20 protein-coding genes are annotated in these 21,460 nt (G+C 67.5%); 19 read left to right on the top strand and 1 reads right to left on the bottom strand.

Annotated elements, in window-relative coordinates; genetic code table 11:
- Positions 1-12 precede the first annotated feature (12 nt).
- Positions 13-915 carry a ketopantoate reductase family protein gene (locus tag BLW05_RS16850; RefSeq protein ID WP_093164324.1) on the top strand — a complete coding sequence of 301 codons (903 nt, stop codon included), beginning with the start codon at positions 13-15 and terminating at the stop codon, positions 913-915.
- Positions 916-925: 10 nt separating this feature from the next.
- Here the strand turns inward: BLW05_RS16850 and BLW05_RS16845 are convergent, their stop codons facing one another.
- On the bottom strand, positions 926-2,485 hold the full coding sequence (locus tag BLW05_RS16845; RefSeq protein WP_177142685.1) for a SidA/IucD/PvdA family monooxygenase: 1,560 nt from the start codon (positions 2,483-2,485) through the stop codon (positions 926-928).
- Positions 2,486-2,506: 21 nt separating this feature from the next.
- Between BLW05_RS16845 and BLW05_RS16840 the strand changes: the two genes are divergently transcribed.
- The 18 genes from BLW05_RS16840 to mraY all read left to right on the top strand — a co-directional run bounded on the left by BLW05_RS16840 (position 2,507) and on the right by mraY (position 21,458).
- Complete coding sequence (locus BLW05_RS16840; protein WP_256330352.1) at positions 2,507-3,172, top strand: 2-hydroxychromene-2-carboxylate isomerase; 666 nt, start codon at positions 2,507-2,509, stop codon at positions 3,170-3,172.
- Positions 3,173-3,179: 7 nt separating this feature from the next.
- A complete protein-coding gene (dapF, locus tag BLW05_RS16835) occupies positions 3,180-4,055 on the top strand; it encodes a diaminopimelate epimerase (protein WP_093164318.1) in 876 nt (291 codons plus the stop codon).
- Entirely contained in the window at positions 4,052-4,741 is a 690-nt protein-coding gene (locus tag BLW05_RS16830) for a DUF484 family protein (protein ID WP_093164316.1), read from the top strand. The genes dapF and BLW05_RS16830 overlap by 4 nt, the downstream gene beginning before the upstream one ends.
- Entirely contained in the window at positions 4,738-5,346 is a 609-nt protein-coding gene (locus tag BLW05_RS16825) for a YdcF family protein (protein WP_093164314.1), read from the top strand. The genes BLW05_RS16830 and BLW05_RS16825 overlap by 4 nt, the downstream gene beginning before the upstream one ends.
- Positions 5,347-5,360: 14 nt before the next feature.
- Positions 5,361-6,353 (top strand): tyrosine recombinase XerC, encoded by a 993-nt coding sequence (locus BLW05_RS16820; protein WP_093164312.1) that lies wholly within the window; start codon positions 5,361-5,363, stop codon positions 6,351-6,353.
- Complete coding sequence (locus tag BLW05_RS16815) at positions 6,350-7,552, top strand: class I SAM-dependent rRNA methyltransferase (RefSeq protein ID WP_093164310.1); 1,203 nt, start codon at positions 6,350-6,352, stop codon at positions 7,550-7,552. The genes BLW05_RS16820 and BLW05_RS16815 overlap by 4 nt, the downstream gene beginning before the upstream one ends.
- Before the next feature lie 204 nt (positions 7,553-7,756).
- Positions 7,757-8,803 carry a CobW family GTP-binding protein gene (locus tag BLW05_RS16810; protein ID WP_093164308.1) on the top strand — a complete coding sequence of 349 codons (1,047 nt, stop codon included), beginning with the start codon at positions 7,757-7,759 and terminating at the stop codon, positions 8,801-8,803.
- 270 nt (positions 8,804-9,073) lie between these two features.
- Positions 9,074-10,009, top strand: a complete 936-nt coding sequence (dksA, locus tag BLW05_RS36430; RefSeq protein WP_256330351.1) for an RNA polymerase-binding protein DksA — start codon at positions 9,074-9,076, stop codon at positions 10,007-10,009.
- A 30-nt stretch (positions 10,010-10,039) separates the two neighbouring features.
- The gene (locus BLW05_RS16795) at positions 10,040-11,599 is read left to right on the top strand and encodes an STAS domain-containing protein (protein WP_093164304.1); all 1,560 of its coding nucleotides are present in this window, start codon (positions 10,040-10,042) and stop codon (positions 11,597-11,599) included.
- Between the two features lie 101 nt (positions 11,600-11,700).
- A complete protein-coding gene (hslV, locus tag BLW05_RS16790) occupies positions 11,701-12,246 on the top strand; it encodes an ATP-dependent protease subunit HslV (protein WP_093164302.1) in 546 nt (181 codons plus the stop codon).
- An 8-nt stretch (positions 12,247-12,254) separates the two neighbouring features.
- Positions 12,255-13,580 carry an ATP-dependent protease ATPase subunit HslU gene (gene hslU / locus BLW05_RS16785; RefSeq protein ID WP_093164300.1) on the top strand — a complete coding sequence of 442 codons (1,326 nt, stop codon included), beginning with the start codon at positions 12,255-12,257 and terminating at the stop codon, positions 13,578-13,580.
- Positions 13,581-13,840: 260 nt separating this feature from the next.
- Positions 13,841-14,269: a division/cell wall cluster transcriptional repressor MraZ gene (gene mraZ, locus BLW05_RS16780; protein ID WP_093164298.1), complete on the top strand. Its 429-nt coding sequence runs from the start codon at positions 13,841-13,843 to the stop codon at positions 14,267-14,269.
- 8 nt (positions 14,270-14,277) lie between these two features.
- The gene (gene rsmH, locus BLW05_RS16775; protein ID WP_177142684.1) at positions 14,278-15,213 is read left to right on the top strand and encodes a 16S rRNA (cytosine(1402)-N(4))-methyltransferase RsmH; all 936 of its coding nucleotides are present in this window, start codon (positions 14,278-14,280) and stop codon (positions 15,211-15,213) included.
- A 3-nt stretch (positions 15,214-15,216) separates the two neighbouring features.
- Positions 15,217-15,564, top strand: a complete 348-nt coding sequence (ftsL, locus tag BLW05_RS16770) for a cell division protein FtsL (protein WP_093164294.1) — start codon at positions 15,217-15,219, stop codon at positions 15,562-15,564.
- 1 nt (position 15,565) lies between these two features.
- Positions 15,566-17,314 (top strand): peptidoglycan D,D-transpeptidase FtsI family protein, encoded by a 1,749-nt coding sequence (locus BLW05_RS16765; RefSeq protein ID WP_093164293.1) that lies wholly within the window; start codon positions 15,566-15,568, stop codon positions 17,312-17,314.
- Positions 17,314-18,810, top strand: a complete 1,497-nt coding sequence (locus BLW05_RS16760; RefSeq protein ID WP_093164291.1) for a UDP-N-acetylmuramoyl-L-alanyl-D-glutamate--2,6-diaminopimelate ligase — start codon at positions 17,314-17,316, stop codon at positions 18,808-18,810. Before BLW05_RS16765 ends, BLW05_RS16760 begins: the two co-directional genes overlap by 1 nt.
- A complete protein-coding gene (murF, locus tag BLW05_RS16755) occupies positions 18,807-20,261 on the top strand; it encodes a UDP-N-acetylmuramoyl-tripeptide--D-alanyl-D-alanine ligase (RefSeq protein WP_093164289.1) in 1,455 nt (484 codons plus the stop codon). The genes BLW05_RS16760 and murF overlap by 4 nt, the downstream gene beginning before the upstream one ends.
- A gap of 18 nt (positions 20,262-20,279) precedes the next feature.
- On the top strand, positions 20,280-21,458 hold the full coding sequence (gene mraY / locus BLW05_RS16750; RefSeq protein WP_093164287.1) for a phospho-N-acetylmuramoyl-pentapeptide-transferase: 1,179 nt from the start codon (positions 20,280-20,282) through the stop codon (positions 21,456-21,458).
- The last annotated feature ends 2 nt before the right edge of the window (positions 21,459-21,460 follow it).

Here is a 21,460-nt window from a genome sequence, read left to right as displayed (position 1 = left end):
CCAGGACATCGAATGAAGATTGCAGTGATGGGCGCCGGCGCGGTCGGCTGCTACTACGGCGGCATGCTCGCGCGCGCCGGGCACGCGGTGACGCTGATCGGCAGGCCGCAGCATGTGGAGGCGATCCGGCGTGACGGGCTGCTGCTCGACACCCGCACCTTCAAGGAACACGTGCGGCTCGATGCGAGCACCGACGTCAACGCGGTCCGGGACGCGGATCTGATCCTCTTCTGCGTCAAGTCGACCGGCACCGAGAGCGCCGCCGACGAGATGAAGCCTCACCTGAAGCCGCAGGCGCTGGTGCTCACGCTGCAGAACGGCGTCGACAACGCCGAGCGCTTGCAGGCGCGTCTGTCGCAGGTCGTCGCGCCCACCGTGGTGTATGTGGCCACCGAGATGGCCGGCCCGGGTCATCTCAAGCACCACGGGCGCGGCGAACTGGTGATCGCGACGACGGCGGCGAGCGATGGCATCGCGAAGACCTTCGCAGAGGCCGGCATCCCGACGCAGGTGTCCGACAACGTGATCGGTGCGCTGTGGATGAAGCTCATCCTGAACTGCGCCTACAACGCGCTCTCGGCCATCGCGCAGCTTCCCTACGGCCGCGTGGTGGCCGGCGAGGGCGTGGAAGGCGTGATGCGCGACGTGGTGCAGGAATGCGTCGCTGTCGCGCAGGCCGGCGGCGTCAGGCTGCCCGGCGATGCGTGGCAGGCGGTCGCCGGTCTCGTGCAGACGATGCCGACGCAGTATTCGTCCACCGCGCAGGACCTCGCGCGCGGCAAGCGCAGCGAGATCGACCATCTCAACGGCCATGTGATGCGCAAGGGCGAGGCGCTCGGCGTGCCGACGCCGGTCAACCGCACGCTTTTCGCGCTCGTCAAGCTGATCGAGGCGCGACAGGCCACGGCCGCCTGAGCCGCGCGGCTCACGCGTCGGAAGACGGCGGCACGTACCAGCGGGTGGCGATGAGTTCCGGCTCGTCGTGCGCCTGCAGCCGGTCCCAGTGGCGGTCCGCGTCTTCGACGAAGAGGTCGCGTGCAATGCCTTGCGCGAGCCGCGTGGCGCCGATCGCGAGACCTGGTATGTCGCCCGCCAAGGCGCCATGGCTCATGGTCGCGCCCCAGTTGAAGAGCCGCATGCGCGCCAGCGCCGCCGCTTGCGGGTGCGCTGCGTCGGCACTCCGCAGCTCGAAGCCCGCGCCCAGATAAGGGAAGCGCGCAGGTTCCGGGTGTCGCTCGGCCTCGGTCGCGGAAACGTGCTTGGCCCAGGTGTCGATCTGCGCCGTGTAGGCCGCGATCTCGGGCCGGTCGAGCAGATCGACGTCGAACCCGGTGCCAAAGACCACCGCGTCGAAGCGCTCCATGCCGCCGTTGGGCAGCGTGACGGTCACGCCGTCCTCGTCGGGCGCGACATCGACCCAGGGCGTGCCGAGCTGCAGCTCGAAGGCATCGTGCGCATCGCAGCGACGCACCGTCTCCCACGGCGGCGGCACCTGCTCGTCGAAGATGTACGTGTAGACGCGCCACTTGCGCGGGTCGTCGAGGCCTTCGAAGCCGCGCAGGAAGCCGTGGTTCGACGCGGCCTTGCTCTTGTTGATCTGCGGCAGGTGCGCGCGGCGCGCGAACAGCGTGACGTTGGCAGCGCCCGCTTCGAGCGCGCAGGCCGCGTTGTCGAAGGCCGAGGCGCCGGCGCCGAGCACGCCGATGCGGCAGCCTTCCCAGCTCTGGAAGTCGATCGGGTCGGCGGAATGGAACACGCGCCCGGCCGCCAGTGGATCGTCTCGGCGCAGCGACGGAAAGTCCGGCCATCGTGGCGCGCCGCTTCCGTCCCGACCCAGCGCGAGCACCAATTGGCGCGCGCGCACTGTCTCCTGGCGGCCGTCCGCGTGTTCGAGCGCGATGTGCAGCAGCCGGCCGTCGTCCGAATGCGAGACCGAATTCAGCGCCACGCCGTTCTCGACCGGCAGCCCGACCGTGTCGCGTACCCACAGCAGGTAGTCGCGCCAGTCCACGCGACCGATCTTGTGCAGCGCCTGCCAGCCGGGTGCGCCCAATCCGGACAGGTCCGCACCCTCGCCGTGCTGCGCCTCGTACCACGCGCGAAAACTCAGCGACGGCACGCCGAGTTCGGGGCCGCCGATGTGCTTGGGGCTGCGCAGCGTGAGCATGCGTGCATAGGTGCCCCACGGGCCTTCCTCGCCGCGGGCGGCGCGGTCGATGACGCGGACGTTGGTGACACCTTCGCGGCGCAGCGCGAAGGCGGCCGTCTGGCCGCACATGCCCGCGCCGGCCACGAGCACGTCGAGCACCGGCGACTCGGCGGTGGACGATTCGGCCGGCAGCACCCAGGCGGGCGGTGGCACGTTGACGCGTTCGAGGTCGGCACGCGCCTGCGCGGTCAGCCGGTCGAGCGCCTCGGTGTGGCGCGGGCTTGCAACGAATTGCAAAGGCACCGCAGGAAGCGCCTGGTCAGCGGGCGTGGGCATGGGGTCTTGAGAAGCCATCGCGTGAAGATAATCCAGATCATGATCGCGCTCGACTGCTACTACAGCCTGTCTTCTCCGTGGGCCTACCTCGGCGGCCCGCAACTCCAGGACATCGTGCGGCGTCACCATGTGAAGCTCACGCTCAAGCCCTACGACTTCCAGGCGGTGGTGCCGCAGACCGGCGGGATTCCTCTCAAGACCCGGCCCGAGGCGCGCCGGACCTACCACGCGCTCGAACTCGAGCGCTGGCGCGACTATCTCGGCATGCCGCTCGCGCTGGAGCCCGCGCACTATCCGAAGGGGGCGCCGAGCGATCCCAACTGGAACAAGTACGCCGGCTGGATGGTGATCGCCGCCCAGTTGCAGGGGCTCGACGCCCAACCGCTGTCCCATGCGCTGCTTCGTGCCCTCTGGGCGGAGGAGCGCGACACCTCCGACGCCGCGGTGCGCATCGCGGTCGCCGACGAGAACGGCTACGACGGCGCGGCGCTGCAGGCGATGGAGCAGAAGGCCCAGACGCAGGCCGTCTATCGCGCCTACACCGCCGAGGCGGTGGACAAGGGGGTGTTCGGCGCGCCGATCTACATCCTCGACGGCGAACGCTTCTGGGGCCAGGACCGGCTGGTGTTCCTCGACCGCGCGATCGACCGGCTCCGGGCGGCGCGCGGCGCTTACGGCAGCGGATAATTCCGCGATGCGAATCCGCTTCACCAAGATGCAGGGCGCCGGCAACGACTTCGTCGTGCTGGACGAAACACGCGGCCCGCTCGGCCTCGGGCCTGCGCAATACCGCTTCCTGGCCGACCGCCATTTCGGCGTCGGCGCCGACCAGATCCTGTCGGTGCGGCCGTCGCCGGGCGAAGGCGTCGACTTCCAGTACGTGATCCACAACGCCGACGGCGGCGAGGTTGAGCAGTGCGGCAACGGCGCGCGCTGCTTCATGCGCTTCGTGCACGAGCACGGCCTCACGCCCAAGCGCGCGGTGCGGGTGCAGACGCTCTCCGGCGTCATCGAGCCGCGCATGGGCGCCGACGGCCGCGTGACCGTGGACATGGGCGCCCCGATCTTCGAACCCGCGCGCGTTCCCTTCGACACGGCGGGGCTCGCCCCGCTGCACGAGAACGGCTGGCACAAGTGGCATCTGGCGCTCGACACGCACGCCGAGAGCGCGATCGTCTCGGTCGCGGTGCTGTCGATGGGCAACCCGCACGCAGTGCAACTGGTCGACAACGTCGACACCGCGCCGGTCGCGAAGCAGGGTCCGCTGATCGAGCACCATCCGCGCTTTCCGCAGCGGGTCAACGCCGGCTTCATGCAGGTGGTCGATCGTTCGCATGTGCGGCTGCGCGTCTTCGAGCGCGGCGCCGGCGAAACTCTGGCCTGCGGCACGGGCGCCTGCGCGGCGGTGGTCGCAGGCATCCGGCTCGGCCTGCTCGAATCGCGCGTCGATGTGGAAACGCGCGGCGGCCTCCTCACCATTGAATGGGCCGGCGACGGCGCGCCGGTCCTCATGACCGGACCGGCCGTGACCGTATTCGAAGGCGACATCGAAGTCCCGGACCTGCCATGAAGAATTTCAACCAAGACGTCATGAACCCGATCACCGAAGACGACATCGCCAACTACCTGTCGAACACCCCCGATTTCTTCGAGCGCCACGCGCAGTTGCTCGGGCAGGTGCAGCTCACCAGCCCGCACGGCAACCGCGCGGTCAGCCTGCAGGAGCGGCAGGCCGAGATGCTGCGCGAGAAGATCAAGGCGCTGGAGCACCGCATCATGGACATGGTGCGCCACGGCACCGAGAACGGCGTGACGGCCGACCGGCTCCAGCGCTGGACCCGTGCGCTGCTGACCACCCGCGATCCGCGCCGGCTCCCGACTGAGATCGCCGCGCAGTTGCAGGATCTCTTCTTGGTGCCGCAGGCCGTCATCAAGGTCTGGGACTGCGACAGCGCCTACCAGGGCGAGCCCTATACGCAATCGGTGAGCGACGATGTGAAGACGCTCGTCACTTCGCTGACCGCGCCTTACTGCGGGCTGAATTCCGGTTTCGAGGCGGCCAACTGGCTGGCCGAACCGCAAGCCGCGGTGTCGATCGCGCTGATCCCGCTGCGCGATTCGGCCGAGTCGCCGGCGTTCGGCCTGCTGGTGCTCGCGTCGCCCGATGCGCAGCGCTACAACGCGGAGATGGGCACCGACTTCCTGGAGCGCATCGCCGAGCTCGCCTCGAGCGCGCTGTCGCGGCTGCGGTCTTGAGTCCTGCGCTCCGGCGCGGCCTGTGGGGCGCGCTGCTGGTCTTCCTGCTCGGCTATCTCTCGATTTCCTTCACAGTGTGGCGCCATGCGCGCGAGGTGCTCGCGCATCCGCCGCAGCGCGCGGCGGACGTGGCGCTGGTGCTCGGCAATCGGGCCTATCGCGACGGCAAGCCCAATCCCTGCCTGACCGGCCGTGTCGATGCCGGCATCGCGCTTGCGAAGGCGGGGCTGGTGCAGAAACTGGTCTTCAGCGGCGGCGTGGACAGCGAAGACGGCCGCATCGAGGCCGAGGTGATGGAGCGGCATGCCCGTGCCTCCGGCTATGCCGGCCCGCTGCTCCTGGAGCCGCGCTCGCAGACCACGCTCGAGAATCTCTCGATGTCCGGGCCTCTGATGCAGGCGGGCGGGGTGAGTAGCGTGATCATCGTCTCCGAGCCCTATCACTTGTGGCGTGCCGAGCGTCTGGTCCGCGGGTCCGGTTTCGACCGGATATTCGACGTGCAGTACGCTGCCGCGCCGACGTCCTGCTGGCAGCGCTGGGGCATGGTGTTCAAGGGCGCATTGCGCGAGCCCTTCGCGATCGTGAAGAATGCTGTGCACTTCTAGCTCGGAGATATCCGTTGCCCGAGTCGATTGAGAAATACCTCGAATACGTGCGTGTCGAGCGCCGGCTCGCTGCTCGCACCGTGGAGCTCTACAGCATCCATCTGAAAACGCTTGCCGAGAAGGCGGAGGCCGCCGGGGTCGCGCTCGACAAGGTCCAGACCGCGCATGTGCGGCGCTGGATGGCCCAGCTCCACGGTGCCGGGCGCGAGTCGCGCGGCATCGCGCTGGTGCTGTCGTGCTGGCGGAGTTTCTATCGCTGGCTCGGCCATGAAGGGCTCGTGGGATCGAACCCGGTGCAGGACGTTCACGCGCCGAAGGCGGATCGGCCATTGCCCAAGGCGCTCGCGGTCGATGACGCGGTCCAGCTCGCCGATCTCCACGATCCGGAAGCCGACCCATGGACCGAGGCGCGCGACCGCGCCATCGTCGAGCTGCTCTACGGCTGCGGCCTGCGCGTCAGCGAGTTGACCGGGCTGGACGTGCGTCCGAGCCCCACGGCACGTGGCTGGGTCGACCTCGATGCGGCCGAAGCCAACGTCCTCGGAAAGGGCAGCAAGCGCCGCATCGTGCCCGTGGGTCGCAAGGCGGCCGAAGCCCTGCATGCCTGGCTCGCGGTGCGGGACGACTGTCCGGCCATCGAGGCGGCGCGGCTGCGCGACCCTGACCATGCGGCGGCGCTGTTCATCGGCCGCAACGGCCTGCGCTTCTCGGCGCAGTCGGCGTGGAAGCAGCTGCGGCAGCGCAGCCTGAAAGCTGGCCTCGCCGTGCCGGTGCATCCGCACATGCTGCGCCATTCCTTTGCGAGCCATGTGCTGCAATCGAGCAGCGACCTGCGCGCCGTGCAGGAGCTCCTGGGCCACGCGAACATCTCCACCACGCAGGTCTACACGCGGCTGGATTTCCAGCATCTCGCGCGAGCCTACGACGCCGCCCATCCGCGCGCGCGCGCCCGGGACGAGCAAAAGCCGCTCGCGGCCGAAAGAAAGATCAAGAGCAGCAAATCATGAAAGTCCTCCGTCTTCGACCGGGCAAGGAGCGCTCGCTGCTGCGGCGCCATCCATGGGTCTTTGAATCCGCCATCGCCAAGGGCGGCGCCGATGCGGGCGAGACCGTGCGCATCGAATCGGGCGACGGCAAGTTCCTCGCCTGGGCTGCGTTCAGCCCCAATTCCAAGATTCGAGCGCGGGCCTGGAGCTTCGACGAGAAGCAGCGCATCGATTCCGCCTTCTTCACGGCCCGGGTGGCCAGTGCGGCCCGGGCGCGTGGCTTGTTCGACCTGCAGAGCGACGGCGTGCGGCTGATCCATGGCGAGGCCGACGGGCTGCCGGGGCTGATCGTCGACCGCTACGGGGATACGCTGGTCGCGCAGTTTCTCTCGGCCGGGGTCGAGCGCTGGAAGGGCGCTCTGGCGGATGCGCTGCTGGCGGCCACCGGCCTGCAGAAGCTCTACGAGCGCTCCGACGCCAGCGGTCGCGAGCGCGAAGGACTTCCTCCGGTCACCGGCTGGCTGCGCGGCCATGGCGAGACCGAGCTGACGATCCGCGAGCACGAATGGCGCCTGGGCCTCGACGTCGCGACCGGCCACAAGACCGGCTTCTACCTGGACCAGCGCGACAGCCGCAAGCGCTTCGCCGAACTGGCGGCGAGGCGCCGGTTCCGGCGCGTGCTCAACTGCTTCTGCTACACGGGCGGTTTCACGGTCGCCGCGCTGGCGGGGCTGAAATCGGCGGGCGCGGTCTCCGGGGCCGAGCTCATCTCGATCGATTCGTCGCTGCCAGCGCTGGATCGTGCACGCGCCCATCTGGCGCTCAACGGGTTCGACGATGCCCAGGCAGAGTTCCTCGATGCGGACGTCAATGCCTCGCTGCGCCGGTTCGTCGACGAAGGCCGGACGTTCGATGCCATCGTGCTCGACCCGCCGAAGTTTGCGCCGACCGTCGCGCACGCCGAACGGGCCGCGCGCGCCTACAAGGACCTGAACCGCCAGGCCTTCAAGCTGCTCGCGCCGGGCGGGCATCTGCTGACCTTCTCGTGCTCCGGCGGCATCGGGGCGGATCTTTTCCACAAGATCGTGGCCTCGGCCGGCATCGATGCCGGCGTGGACGGCTACATCACCGAACGGCTCGGCGCCGCGCCCGACCACCCCATGACCATCGAGTTCCCCGAGGGGGAGTACTTGAAAGGCTTGGTCGTCGTGCGCAAATAGCTTTGACCCTGGCCCCAGCGCGCCCGACAGGCATCGCTAAACTTCCGATTTTTCACAACCACCCGCTACGCCACAACGTCTGAAACTGGCCCAACCCAGGCCAGGGCACCCGCGGAACCGGCTTTGCTGGTCCGCCGGGTGCGCCCCCGGAGAGGGGGTGCAGAGCCACACGAAGTGGGCGAGGCTGGGGGAGATTTCATACTCATGGCCCTCATTCCCGCCACCATCCTCACCGGCTTCCTTGGCTCCGGCAAAACCACGCTGCTCAAGCGCATCCTGACCGAGGCGCACGGGCAGAAGATCGCCGTCATCGAAAACGAGTTCGGCGAGGAGAACATCGACAACGACATCCTGGTGACCGAATCCAAGGAGCAGATCGTCCAGATGAGCAACGGTTGCATTTGTTGCACCATCCGCGAGGACCTGCGGGAAGCGCTCCAGCTGCTGGCCGCCAAGAAGCGCAAGGGGCTGCTCGACTTCGACCGCGTCGTGATCGAGACCACCGGCCTGGCCGACCCGGGCCCGGTCGCGCAAACCTTCTTCATGGACGACGAGATCGCCGAGAGCTACCTGCTCGATTCGATCCTGACCCTGGTGGACGCCAAGCACGCGCCCCAGCAGCTCAACGATCGCCAGGAAGCGCGCCGGCAGGTGGGCTTTGCCGACCAGATCTTCATCAGCAAGACCGACCTCGTCGCCGCGGACGAAACCGATGCGCTGATCCATCGCCTCAAGCACATGAACCCGCGCGCGCCGCAACAGAAGGTGCATTTCGGCGAAGTGCCGCTCAAGGATGTGTTCGACCTGCGGGGCTTCAACCTCAACGCCAAGCTGGATATCGATCCGGACTTCCTCAAGGAAGAGGACGAGCACGACCATGACCACGCGCATGGCGAGCACTGCGACCATCCCTCGCACGAGCACGAGGGGCACGGCCATCACCATCACCATGACGACGACGTGAAGAGCTTCGTCTATCGCGCCGACCGGCCGTTCGACCCGGCGCGGCTGGAGGATTTCCTCGGCGCGGTGGTCAACATCTATGGCCCGCGGATGCTGCGCTACAAGGGCGTGCTGCACATGCAGGGCACCGAGCGCAAGGTGATCTTCCAGGGCGTGCACCAGCTCATGGGCAGCGATCTCGGCCCCGCCTGGGGGGCCGACGAAAAGCGCAACAGCCGAATGGTCTTCATCGGCATCGACCTGCCGCGCGAGATCCTGGAGCAGGGCCTGGAGCAGTGTCTGGTCTGAGGCCGGCGCCGGGCCGCCCCAGGCCGGCTTGGGGCCCCCTTGGGGGGCCGCGACGACACGCAGTGCGGGGCGTGGGGGCTGTCCCACCGGCCTGCTTCACTTCTCTATACAATCGCGCGCCTGTTACGGGAGCCACCCCGCCCTTCTTTTAGGGCGGTGTGTGACTTCCGGCACAAGACTGCGTGCGTTTTTGGGTCGTTTTCAGGGGTATAACCCTTGGGTTCGCCGTAGGCGAGCACCCGTGAAATTCACGGGGGAGACATCCATTGAATGTGCGTTTCGAGTTCGTCGAAGGAGCCAGTCACTGTGAAGAAGCCTGTCGCCAACGCCAAGCCAGCGTCGAAGCCTGCCGTCAAGAAGACGGCGGTTGCCCAGCAGGCTGTGCCCGCGGCGAAGAAGGCTTCAGTTGCCAAGCCCGCCCAGCCCGCCGCCGCATCCACGGCCTCCGCCACGAGCAAGGTCAAGGCGGCGACTGCCGGCGCCTCGTCCTCCAAACCGGCCGGTTTCCACGCCGTGCCATCTGCACCACCGACTCCCATGAAAAAAACGGCTGCCTCCGAATCCTCTACCGCCACGGTGACTCCTGCCGCAACCGCCACATCCGTGCCCGCCCGCAGCGCGCGCCCTTCGTCCCGGCTGTCGCAGGTGACCGTGCCCTCCATGCCGCAGGCGGTCGCGTCGACCGCCGCGAAATCGAGCTTCGTGCAGACCTCGTCCAACCCGCTGGTCCCGCCGCCGCCGGTCGCGATCAAGAAGGACCCCAAGCTCGCGAACAACTGGAAGGCCAAGTCCGCCGAGGAACTGACCGACGCCGAAGTCATCGCGATGCCGGATTCGGAATACATGAACGACAAGCAGATGGCGTTCTTCCGCCTGAAGCTGCAGGAACTCAAGCGCGGCATCCTAGAAAACGCCGGCGAGACGACCGAGCATCTGCGTGAAGACACCGTGGTCGTGCCCGATCCGGCCGATCGCGCGACGATCGAGGAAGAGCATGCGCTCGAGCTCCGCACCCGCGACCGCGAACGCAAGCTCCTCAAGAAGATCGAGCAGTCGATCCAGCGCATCGACGCGGGCGACTACGGCTACTGCGACGAAACCGGCGAGCCCATCGGCGTCGGCCGCCTCCTGGCCCGTCCGACCGCGACGCTGTCCCTCGAGGCGCAGCAGCGCCGCGAGCTCAAGCAGAAGATGTTCGGAGACTGATCCCGCGGGAGCCGGACGGAGACAAAGCGCATGGGCAAGGAAGAAACCGGCCGCCTGCTATCCAAGGTCGCGAAGTTCGTACGCAATCCGCTGAAGGACTGGTCGGAACTCGACGCCGACGATTCGGCGTCGCTCGAGAACGGCTACAGCCGTGAAATGCTCAAGGAGATGATCGAGCGGCGGCAGCGCAACGACTTCGTGCGCCGCCGCGAGTTCGACATGCTTCGCAAGCTGCGGCAGCGCGAGGCCGCGGGTGGCCGCGATGCGGCAGCCACGCCATCCTCCTTCAATGTCAGCAGCACCTCGGGCAAGTCCGAGGGCAGGGCGCTCACGCTCAAGAAGATCGACGAGATCGAAGAGCAGATGTCGCAGCAGTGGTGGAAGGCGCGCAACGGCCGCTCCGAGGAAAACCCCGAAGAGGCGACCGCCGCGCCGATGGCCGTGCAGCACTCGCGCGCCTACGCCGACACGGTGCCGGGCGTGCCGCAGGGCGGCGCTGCCGGCGCACAGGCGACCGCCGATGTGCCGACCCACGACGGCAGCATCGAGGAGGCCTCCATCCGCTTCGCCCACGGCGATGACGCCGGCGCCGAGGCGATCCTTCTTCAGGCGCTGGCGCCCGACAGTCCCACGGGGGACCACGATGACACGTGGCGCACGCTGCTCGACTTCTACCGCGCCACCGGCGACGCCGAAAAGTTCGTCGCCACGAGCACCCGCTACGCGCAGCGCATGAAGCGCACGCCGCCCGACTGGATCTCGTTCCGTGCGCTCGCGAATTCCGTGCGCGCGGCCATGCCGGTGCAGCCGCCGTCCGATGCGCCGAAGCCGGCCGGCGCGGATTGGGCCAGCCCGCCGCGTCTCACGCGCGAAGCGCTGATCGGCCTCACGCGCGCGCTCGGTGCGGCCGGCCCGTCATGGAAGCTCGACTGGAGAGCCCTCGACACCATCGAGGCCGACGCGGCCGGGCCGTTGCGCGCCTTGTTCAATCACTGGGCGGATTCGACGGTCCAGCTGCGCTTTGCTGGGTCGGACCAGCTTCTTCTGGTCCTGGCTGAAGCGACGCCGGCCAACGAGCGCAGCGTCGATGCGGTCTGGTGGCAGCTCCACATGGCCGCCCTGCGCGTGATGCACCGGGCCGACGAGTTCGAACTGCTTGCCCTCAACTACTGCATCACCTACGAGGTGTCGCCGCCGCCCTGGGAGGATCCCAAGGGCGACTACGCCCCGCTGCTCGACCTCCCGAGGGCCGCAAGGCCGGCGAACAGCGGCTTCGCGCTCGCGTCGGACGGCGTGTCGAGCCCGGCCCCGTTGGCGGCCAGCGCGACGTTGAGTGGCGACCTCGTCGGCGAGTCCGTTTCCACCTGGCAGCGGCTCGACGGCGAACTCGGCGATACGGCTGCGCCCAGCATCTCCTGTGCGGCCCTGGTCCGCATGGACTTCACTGCCGCGGGCACGTTGCTCAACTGGGTGACGGCGCGTCATGCACGTGGGCAGAGCGTCCAGTTCACCGACGCACATCGCCTCATCGCGGCGTTTTTCGGCGTGATCGGCATCGCGGATCACGCGAGCGTCAAGACGCGCGACTGAGCCCGGTGTCGCCCGCCCGGGCCCGCCCTGATCGCCCCGTGCCGGAGGTGGGTGCCCACCCGCAGCGCGGCAGGGCGGGGGGCGACCAAAGATAATGTCGCATGGAACAATTTCACGGAACCACGATCGTCAGCGTCCGTCGCAAGACCGCTGGCGGCGATCAGGTGGCCATCGGCGGTGACGGCCAGGTCACTCTCGGCAACATCGTCATCAAGGGCAGCGCGCGCAAGGTTCGCCGGCTCTATCACGGCAAGGTGCTCGCCGGATTCGCCGGCGCGACCGCCGACGCGTTCACCCTGTTCGAGCGCTTCGAGGCCAAGCTCGAGAAGCACCAGGGGCATCTGGCCCGCGCCGCGATCGAGCTCACCAAGGACTGGCGCACCGACCGCGTGCTGCGCCGCCTCGAAGCCATGCTGGCGGTGGCCGATGCGACCACCTCGCTGATCATCACCGGCAACGGTGACGTGCTGGAGCCCGAGAACGGAATCGTCGCAATCGGCTCTGGCGGTGCCTACGCGCAGGCCGCCGCCAAGGCGCTCCTCGACAGCACGGAGCTGACTGCCGAGCAGATCGTCCGCAAATCGCTCGAAATTGCCGGCGAGCTCTGCATCTACACCAACATGCACCACACCATCGAAAGCCTGTGAGACCTCCCATGTCAATGACGCCACAGGAAATCGTTTCCGAACTCGACAACCACATCGTCGGTCAGCCCGAGGCCAAGCGCGCCGTGGCAATCGCGCTGCGCAATCGCTGGCGCCGGCAGCAGGTCGAGGAAAAGCTGCGCGCGGAGATCACGCCCAAGAACATCCTCATGATCGGCCCGACGGGCGTCGGCAAGACCGAGATTGCGCGCCGGCTCGCGCGGCTGGCCGATGCGCCGTTCATCAAGGTCGAGGCGACCAAGTTCACCGAGGTGGGCTACGTCGGCAAGGACGTCGATTCGATCGTCCGCGACCTCGCCGAAATCGCGGTCAAGCAGACGCGCGAGGCCGAGAGTGCCAAGGTCCGCATGCGCGCGGAAGATGGGGCGGAAGAACGCATCCTCGACGTGCTTCTGCCGCCCGCTCGCCTGCCGGACGGCGGCAGCACCTCCGACACCGGCAACGCCACGCGGCAGGCTTTCCGCAAGAAGTTGCGCCAGCACGAGCTGGACGACAAGGAAATCGAGATCGAGCTGGCCGACGCCAAGATGCCGCTCGAGATCATGGGCCCGGCCGGCATGGAAGAAATGACCGAGCAGCTTCGCGGCATGTTCGGCCAGCTCGGCGGCGGCAAGCGCAAGACGCGCAAGCTCAAGATCTCCGAGGCGATGCGCCTCCTGATCGACGAGGAATCGACCAAGCTGGTCAACGAGGATGAGATTCGCAGCCAGGCGATCCAGAATGCCGAGCAGAACGGCATCGTCTTCATCGACGAGATCGACAAGGTCGCCTCGCGCGCCGAGGGGCAGGGCGCGGATGTCTCCCGCCAAGGCGTTCAGCGTGACCTGCTGCCGCTGGTCGAGGGTACGGCCGTGAGCACCAAGTACGGCGTGGTGCGCACCGACCACATCCTCTTCATCGCGAGCGGCGCCTTCCACCTCAGCAAGCCGAGCGACCTGATCCCCGAACTGCAGGGCCGGTTTCCGATCCGGGTCGAGCTCCAATCGCTTTCGGTGTCGGATTTCGAAAGCATCCTGACGCAGACGCAGGCTTCCCTTGTGAAGCAATACCAGGCGCTGCTGGCGACCGAGGGCGTGACCCTCGAATTCACCCCCGACGGGATCACCCGCCTGGCGAGCATCGCCTTCGAGGTGAACGAGCGCACGGAGAACATCGGCGCGCGCCGTCTCTCGACGGTCATGGAGCGCCTGCTCGACGAGGTCAGCTTCGACGCCACCCGCCTGGGCGGCGAGTCGGTGCGCATCGATGCCGCCTATGTGGATGCGCGGCTTTCGGCACTAAGTCACGACGAAGATCTCTCTCGATTCATTCTCTGACTCCCGCGCTGTGTAACGGACGCTTCACGCAACACATTCATTGCGTGAGCTAAGTACTTCATTTGCAACGGAATTCGCTTTTCGGTGCTTGCAAAAACACCGCTAAGTCGTTGATTCCATTACAAAAAATTCCGGCGACCTCCCGTTGCGCAGTAGACGTTTCCTGCTACAGTGCAAAAAAGTGCAGTTAAGTGGGAAAAAGTGTCGAGAACTGCCGCAAAGACTCATGCGGCGGCTCTCCCAACGGGGTTCTTCAGGTCGTGTTTCAAGGCGCTTCATCGCTCAGTCTCGATGCCAAGGGGCGGCTCTCGGTGCCGACCCGGCATCGTGACGTCCTGAGCGCGACCGCGGGCGGCCAACTCACGATCACCAAGCACCCCCACGGCTGCCTCATGGTGTTCCCGCGGCCCGAGTGGGAGAAGTTCCGCGAGCGCATCGCTGCCCTGCCGATGTCGGCCCAGTGGTGGAAGCGCGTCTTCCTCGGCAACGCGATGGACGTCGAAATGGACGGCACCGGCCGGGTGCTCGTGTCGCCCGAACTGCGCGCCGCCGCCGGCATCACGCGCGATGCCCTGCTCCTCGGCATGGGCAACCACTTCGAGCTCTGGGACAAGGCGACCTACGATGCCAAGGAGGCCGAAGCCACCCAAGGCCAGATGCCGGACGTATTCCAGGACTTTTCGTTCTGAGGCGCGAAGTGGACGAGCCATGGACCCACACGACCGTCATGTTGAAGGAAGCGGTGGATGCCCTCTTCCTCGACGGTCCGGACGCGCCGTCGCCTTCGGGCACCTACGTGGATGCCACTTTCGGCCGCGGCGGGCACAGCCGCGCGATCCTTGCGAGGCTGGGGCCGCAGGGCCGCCTCATCGCGTTCGACAAGGACGCGGAAGCGGTGGCCGAAGCAGCGCGCATCCAGGATGCGCGTTTTTCCATCCGTCACCAGGGATTCAAGGACCTGGGAGAGCTCCCGCCGGCCAGCGTGTCAGGCGTGCTGCTGGACCTCGGAATCAGCTCTCCCCAGATCGACAACCCCGCGCGGGGTTTTTCTTTTCGTTTCGAGGGCCCGCTCGACATGCGCATGGACACCACGCGCGGAGAGAGCGTGGCCGAATGGCTGGCAACGGCCGACCAGCAGCAGATTGCGGAGGTGATTCGTGACTATGGCGAAGAACGGTTTGCTGTTCAGATTGCAAAGGCGATTGTTGCTCGCCGACAAGAACGGGGCCCAATTTCAACCACCACCGAGCTGGCCCAGCTCGTGGCTGGCACGGTCAAAACCCGCGAGCCGGGCCAGAACCCTGCAACGCGCACATTTCAGGCTCTTCGGATTTTCATCAACGCCGAGCTTGAAGAGCTGCAACAGGCGCTAGAAGCGAGTCTCGTCGTGCTCAAGCCCCAGGGTCGGCTCGCGGTGATCAGCTTCCATTCGCTGGAAGACCGCATCGTGAAGCAATTCATCGCCAAGCATTCGCGCGAGGTCTACGACCGCCGCGCGCCCTTTGCTGCGCCGAAGGCGATGAAGCTGAAGTCCCTGGGCCGCGTGAAGCCGTCGCAAGCCGAAGTGGACGGCAATCCACGCGCGCGCAGTGCGATCCTGCGCGTGGCGGAGCGCACCGCGGACGGGAATTGAGCCATGGCCCGTCTCAACCTGCTCCTGCTGATCGCCGTGCTCGGCTCGGCCATGTACCTCGTGCACACGCAGTACATGTCGCGGCAGCTCTTCACCGAACTGCACCGGGTGGAACTCGAAACCCGGCGTCTCGAACTCGACCAGGACCGCCTGCAGGTCGAGAAGCGCGCGCAGGCCACGCCCCTGCGCATCGAGAAGCTCGCGAAGGAGCAGCTCAAGATGCGCACGGCCACGCCCGCGATCACCCAGTACGTCCGTCAGGACGGCACCGTGATCCCGGCCGTCGCCGCACCCGCGCCTTCGGCCACGCTGCCCGCGCAGCGCCCCGTCTCGACGCGAGGAGCGCACTGAGATGCCCCGCCGCAGCGTCCAGTACACGACGAGCCCCCTGCTCGCGAGCAAGACCCCGGTCTGGCGGAGCAAGTTCATCGTCGCGGGCATCGCGCTCGGCTTCATCGTGCTCGCCGCGCGCGCAGCCTATGTGCAGGTGATCGACAACGCCTTCTTCCAGCGCCAGGGCGAGGTGCGCTTCACCCGCACGCTCGAGCTGCCGGCGAATCGCGGCCGTATCCTCGACCGCAACGGCCTGCTGCTTGCGCAGAGCGTGGTCGCGCCGAGCATCTGGGCGATCCCGGAGGACATCGAGCGCGATGACCCCGAGGTCAAGGCCAAGCTGCGGCAGGTCGCCAAGCTGCTCGGCATGCCGCAGAAGGATTTCGACAAGAAGCTCGAGGACGAGGACAAGACCTTCGTCTGGGTCAAGCGCCAGGTCGACGAGCCGATCGCGAAGGAAATTGCGGCGCTCAACATCAAGGGCATCTACCAGCGCAAGGAATACAAGCGCCAGTACCCCGAAGGCGAATCGGCTGCGCACGTGGTGGGCTTCACCAACGTCGAGGACAACGGCCAGGAAGGCATCGAGCTCGCGTTCAACAAGGAGCTGGCGGGCAAGCCGGGTTCGCGCCGCGTCATCAAGGACCGCCTCGGCCGCGTGGTCGAGGGCGTGGGCGAGCAGGTGCCGCCCTCCGAGGGCAAGGACATCCAGCTGAGCATCGACAGCAAGGTGCAGTTCTTCGCCTATCAGAAGCTGCGCGACGCGGTCACTTTCCACAAGGCCAAGGCCGGCAGCGTGGTCGTGCTCGACGCGGTCACGGGCGAGGTGCTCGCGCTGGCCAACTACCCAAGCTACGTGCCGGACAAGCGCCAGAACCTCACCGGCGAGCAGCTTCGCAATCGCGCGCTGACCGACGTGTTCGAGCCCGGTTCGACGATGAAGCCGATCACGGTCGCGACCGCGCTCGAGGCGGGCCGAATCAAGCCGCAGACCATCATCGAGACTTCGCCGGGGCGCTACAGCCTCGGCGGTTTCACGATCAGCGACACCCACAACTACGGCTCGCTCACGGTCGAAGGCGTGATCCAGAAGTCGAGCAACATCGGCGCGCTGAAGATCTCGCAGAAGATGACGCCCCACGAGATGTGGGACAGCTACACCGCGCTCGGCTACGGCCAGAAGCCGCAGATCCAGTTCCCCGGCGCGGTCACCGGCCGGCTGCGCCCGTGGAAGTCGTGGAAGCCGGTCGAGCAGGCCACGATGGCGTACGGCTACGGCCTGTCGGCGTCGCTGTTCCAGATGGCGCATTCGTACACCGCCTTCGCGCACGACGGCGATGTGATCCCCGCGACCATTCTCAAGAGCCCCGATCCGGCCGTCGGCGTGAAGGTGTTCTCGCCGCAGACCGCCGCGTCGGTGCGCAGGATGCTGCAGATGGCGGCCGGCCCCGGCGGCACCGGCCCGCTCGCGCAGACCATCGGCTACTCGGTGGGCGGCAAGTCCGGCACGGCGCACAAGCAGGTCGGGCGGGGCTACGCCAGCAAGCAATACCGCTCGTGGTTCACCGGCCTGGCGCCGATCGAGAAGCCGCGGATCATCGTGGCGGTGATGATCGACGAGCCGAGCAACGGCTCGTATTTCGGCGGCATCGTGGCCGCCCCGGTCTTCAGCGAAGTCGTCCAGCAGACGCTGCGCATGATGAACGTGGCACCGGACCTCGCGGTCAAACCCCTGGTGATCACCAAGGGCGTGGAAGAGAGCTTCTGATGGCCACGACGATGCTTCGTACCCCCGAGGAAGCCGCGCGCTGGCTGCGGTCGCGCGTGCGCGGGGCGCTGCATGCGGACAGTCGCTCGATCGGTCTCGGCGACGGCTTCATCGCCTGGCCCGGCGCGGCCACCGATGGCCGGCGCTTCGTGCCGTCCGCGCTGGCGCAGGGCGCGGTCGCCTGCCTGGTGGAGGCGGAAGGCAGCGAGGCCTTCGGCTTCGAAGGCGAAGCGGTCGCGACCTATCCGGGCCTCAAGGCCGCGACGGGGCCGATCGCCGCCGCTTACTACGACAACCCGTCCGAGCGGCTCGACGTTCTCGCGGTCACCGGCACCAACGGCAAGACCTCCACCGCTTGGTGGCTGGCGCAGGCGCTGTCGCGCGCCGGCCGTCCGCCGTGCGCAGTCGTCGGCACGCTGGGCGTCGGCGTTCCGCCCGAGCTCACCTACACGGGGCTCACCACGCCCGACCCGGTGCTGCTGCAGCGTGAGCTGCGCGCCTTCGCCGATCGCGGCTTCGGCGCCTGCGCAATCGAGGCTTCGTCCATCGGCATCGTCGAGCGACGGCTCGACGGCACGCGGATCGCGGTGGCGGTGTTCACCAATTTCACGCAGGACCATCTGGACTACCACGGCAGCATGGATGCCTACTGGCAGGCCAAGGCCGAGCTGTTCCGCTGGCCCGGGCTTCGTGCGGCGGTGGTCAACATCGACGACGTGCACGGCGCCGCGCTGGTCGGCAATCTGATCGAGACCGGTGTTGGCACGCTCGACGTCTGGACCGTGTCGGCCGCCGGTGCGGCCGCGCGGCTCGTGGCCGAGGACATCGGCTATGACGCGGAGGGCCTCGGCTTCACCGTCCTGGAGCAGGGTGTGCCGCCGGTGCGTCTGTCCACGCAACTCATCGGCCAGTACAACGTGTCGAACCTGCTCGGCGTGATCGGCACGCTGCGTGCGGTGGGGCTGTCGCTCGAAGACGCGGTGGCCGCGTGCACCGGGCTCGACAGTGTTCCGGGGCGCATGGAGCGAGTGAGCGTTCCGGGCCATCCGCTCGTGGTGGTCGACTATGCGCACACGCCCGACGCGCTCGACAAGGCCCTTGCAGGACTGCATCCACTCGTCCAGCAGCGCGGCGGCAAGCTGTGGTGCGTGTTCGGCTGCGGCGGAGATCGCGATTCCGCCAAGCGCCCGATGATGGCCGCCGTCGCCGAGAAGCAGGCCGACCGCGTGGTCGTGACCAGCGACAACCCACGCAGCGAAAAGCCCGCGGCGATCATCAGCCAGATCCTGCTGGGGCTGGCGAGCCCGGAGGCTGCGCAGGTCGAACCCGATCGCGCCAAGGCCATCGCCGACACACTGGCCCAGGCCCGTCCCGAGGACGTGGTGCTGATCGCAGGCAAGGGCCACGAGGCATGGCAGGAAATCGCCGGCGAGCGCATCGCGTTCTCCGACCGAGCGCACGCCATCGATGCGCTCACACTGAGGAGCGGCGCATGACCGAGGCAAACGCGATGGCTCCCATGATGACCCTCGGTCAGGCGCGTGCCTGGATCCCGGGCTCGCGCCTCGTCGGCGACCCCGCGACGCCGATCCTGCGCGTGCACACCGACACGCGCACGCTCGCCGCCGGCGATCTGTTCGTCGCGCTGAAGGGCGAGCGCTTCGACGCGAACCAATTCCTCGCCGATGCGAAGGCGCGCGGCGCCGTCGCGGCCATTGCGCACGGCGGCCTCGAAGCCGCGGGCCTGCCGGGCCTCGAAGTGCCGGACACGCTCGTCGCGCTCGGCGCGCTGGCGGCCGGTTGGCGCAGCCAGTTCGATCTGCCGCTGATCGCGGTCACCGGCAGCAACGGCAAGACCACGGTGACGCAGATGATCGCCTCGATCCTGCGCGTCGCCAGCGGCGAGGGCGCGCTCGCGACTGCCGGCAACTTCAACAACGAGATCGGCGTGCCGCTGACGCTGCTGCGGCTTCGGGAGCGGCACCAGCGCGCGGTGGTCGAGCTCGGAATGAATCATCCGGGCGAGATCGCGCGGCTCGGTGCCATCGCGAAGCCCACCATCGCGCTGGTCAACAACGCGCAGCGCGAGCACCAGGAATTCATGGCCACCGTCGAGGCGGTGGCGCGCGAGAACGCTTCGGTGTTCTCCGCGCTGCCTGACGGCGGCACGGCGGTGTTCCCCTTCGGGGACGAGTTCACGCCGCTGTGGCAGGCCATCGCGCGCGAAGGCGCGGTGCGGCGCACGCTGACCTTCGGGGTGCATCACGATGCCGACATCGCTTTGGTGGCGGCCGAGTGGCGGCGCGGCGCCTGGCAGTTCGAGGCGCGCACGCCGGTGGGCGAAGTGCGCTGCCTGCTCCGCATCGCGGGTCGCCACAACGTGGTCAATGCGCTCGCCGCCATCGCGTGCTCGCTCGCCAGCGGCGTCTCGCCCGACAAGATCGGCGAAGGGCTGGCGGCATTCGAGCCGGTCAAGGGCCGCTCCAAGGCCGCCGAACTGCGGCTGGGCGACGGCCGCACGATCACGCTCATCGACGACACCTACAACGCCAACCCCGATTCGATGCGCGCCGCGATCGACGTGCTCGCGAGCCTGCCCGGCCCGCGCGTGCTGGTCATCGGCGACATGGGCGAGGTGGGCGACCAGGGTCCTCAATTCCATTCCGAAATCGGCGCCTGGGCGCGCGAGCGCGGCATCGAGACCGTGTTCGCGCTCGGCAACGAGACCGTGCACAGCGTCTCGGCCTACGGCTCGCCCGCCAACGGCGAGGCCCGGCACTTCGGTGACATCGATTCGCTCAACGCCGCCGTGCTCGCGCAGTTGCCGGGCACCGCGAGCGTTCTGGTGAAGGGTTCGCGCTTCATGCAGATGGAGCGCGTGGTCCAGGCCGTCATCGCCTCGGTGCCACAACAACAACAAGACAGGGAGGCCGGTCATGCTGCATGAACCGCGCGCGTTCACATCATGCTGATGACATTGGCCCAATGGCTGCAGGCGACCTCGCCGGAGTTCGGTTTCCTGCGCGTGTTCCAGTACCTCACCTTCCGCGCGATGATGGCTGCGCTGACCGCGCTGCTGCTCGGCCTGGCCGCAGGCCCCTACGTGATCCGTCGGCTCACCGCGCTCAAGATCGGCCAGCCGGTGCGCGGCTATGCGATGGAAACGCATCTCACCAAGAGCGGGACACCCACCATGGGCGGCGTTCTGGTGCTGTTCTCGATCGCGCTTGCGACGCTGCTCTGGTTCGATCTGTCGAACCGGTTCGTGTGGATCGTGCTGTGGGTCACGCTCGGCTTCGGCGCGATCGGCTGGGTCGATGACTGGCGCAAGGTGGTCAACAAGGACCCCGAAGGCATGCGCTCGCGCGAAAAGTACTTCTGGCAGTCGGTGGTCGGCCTGGTCGCGGGCTTCTACCTGCTCTTCAGCATTTCCGAGAGCTCCAACTGGCGTGTGCTCGAACTGTTCTTCTCGTGGGTTCGCTCCGGCTTCGACCTGAACTTCCCGCCCAAGATCAACCTGCTGGTGCCCTTCTTCAAGGAAGTGAGCTACCCGCTGGGCGGCATCGGCTTCGTGATCCTGACCTACCTGGTGATCGTCGGCGCGAGCAACGCGGTAAATCTCACCGATGGTCTCGACGGGCTCGCGATCATGCCGGTGGTGATGGTCGGCTCGGCGCTGGGCGTGTTCGCATACGTCACCGGCAGCGCGGTGTATTCGCGCTACCTGCTGTTCCCGCACATTCCCGGTTCGGGCGAACTGCTGGTGTTCTGTTCCGCCATGGCCGGCGCGGGGCTTGCCTTCCTGTGGTTCAACACGCATCCGGCGCAGGTGTTCATGGGCGACGTGGGCGCGCTCGCGCTCGGCGGTGCACTCGGCACCATCGCGGTGATCGTGCGGCAGGAAATCGTGTTCTTCGTGATGGGCGGCATCTTCGTGGTCGAGGCGATCTCGGTGATGGCGCAGGTCACCTATTTCAAATACACCAAGAAGCGCTTCGGCGAAGGGCGGCGCGTCCTCAAGATGGCTCCGCTGCATCACCACTTCGAGAAGAGCGGCTGGCGCGAGACGCAGGTCGTCGTGCGCTTCTGGATCATCACGATGCTGCTGTGCCTCGTGGGTCTTTCCACCTTGAAGCTGCGGTAGGC

Source organism: Variovorax sp. YR216 (genome assembly GCF_900107745.1).
Lineage (GTDB): Bacteria > Pseudomonadota > Gammaproteobacteria > Burkholderiales > Burkholderiaceae_C > Variovorax.
The sequence above is the reverse complement of the archived record's forward strand: the minus strand, read 5'-3'. Positions and strand labels throughout refer to the sequence as shown.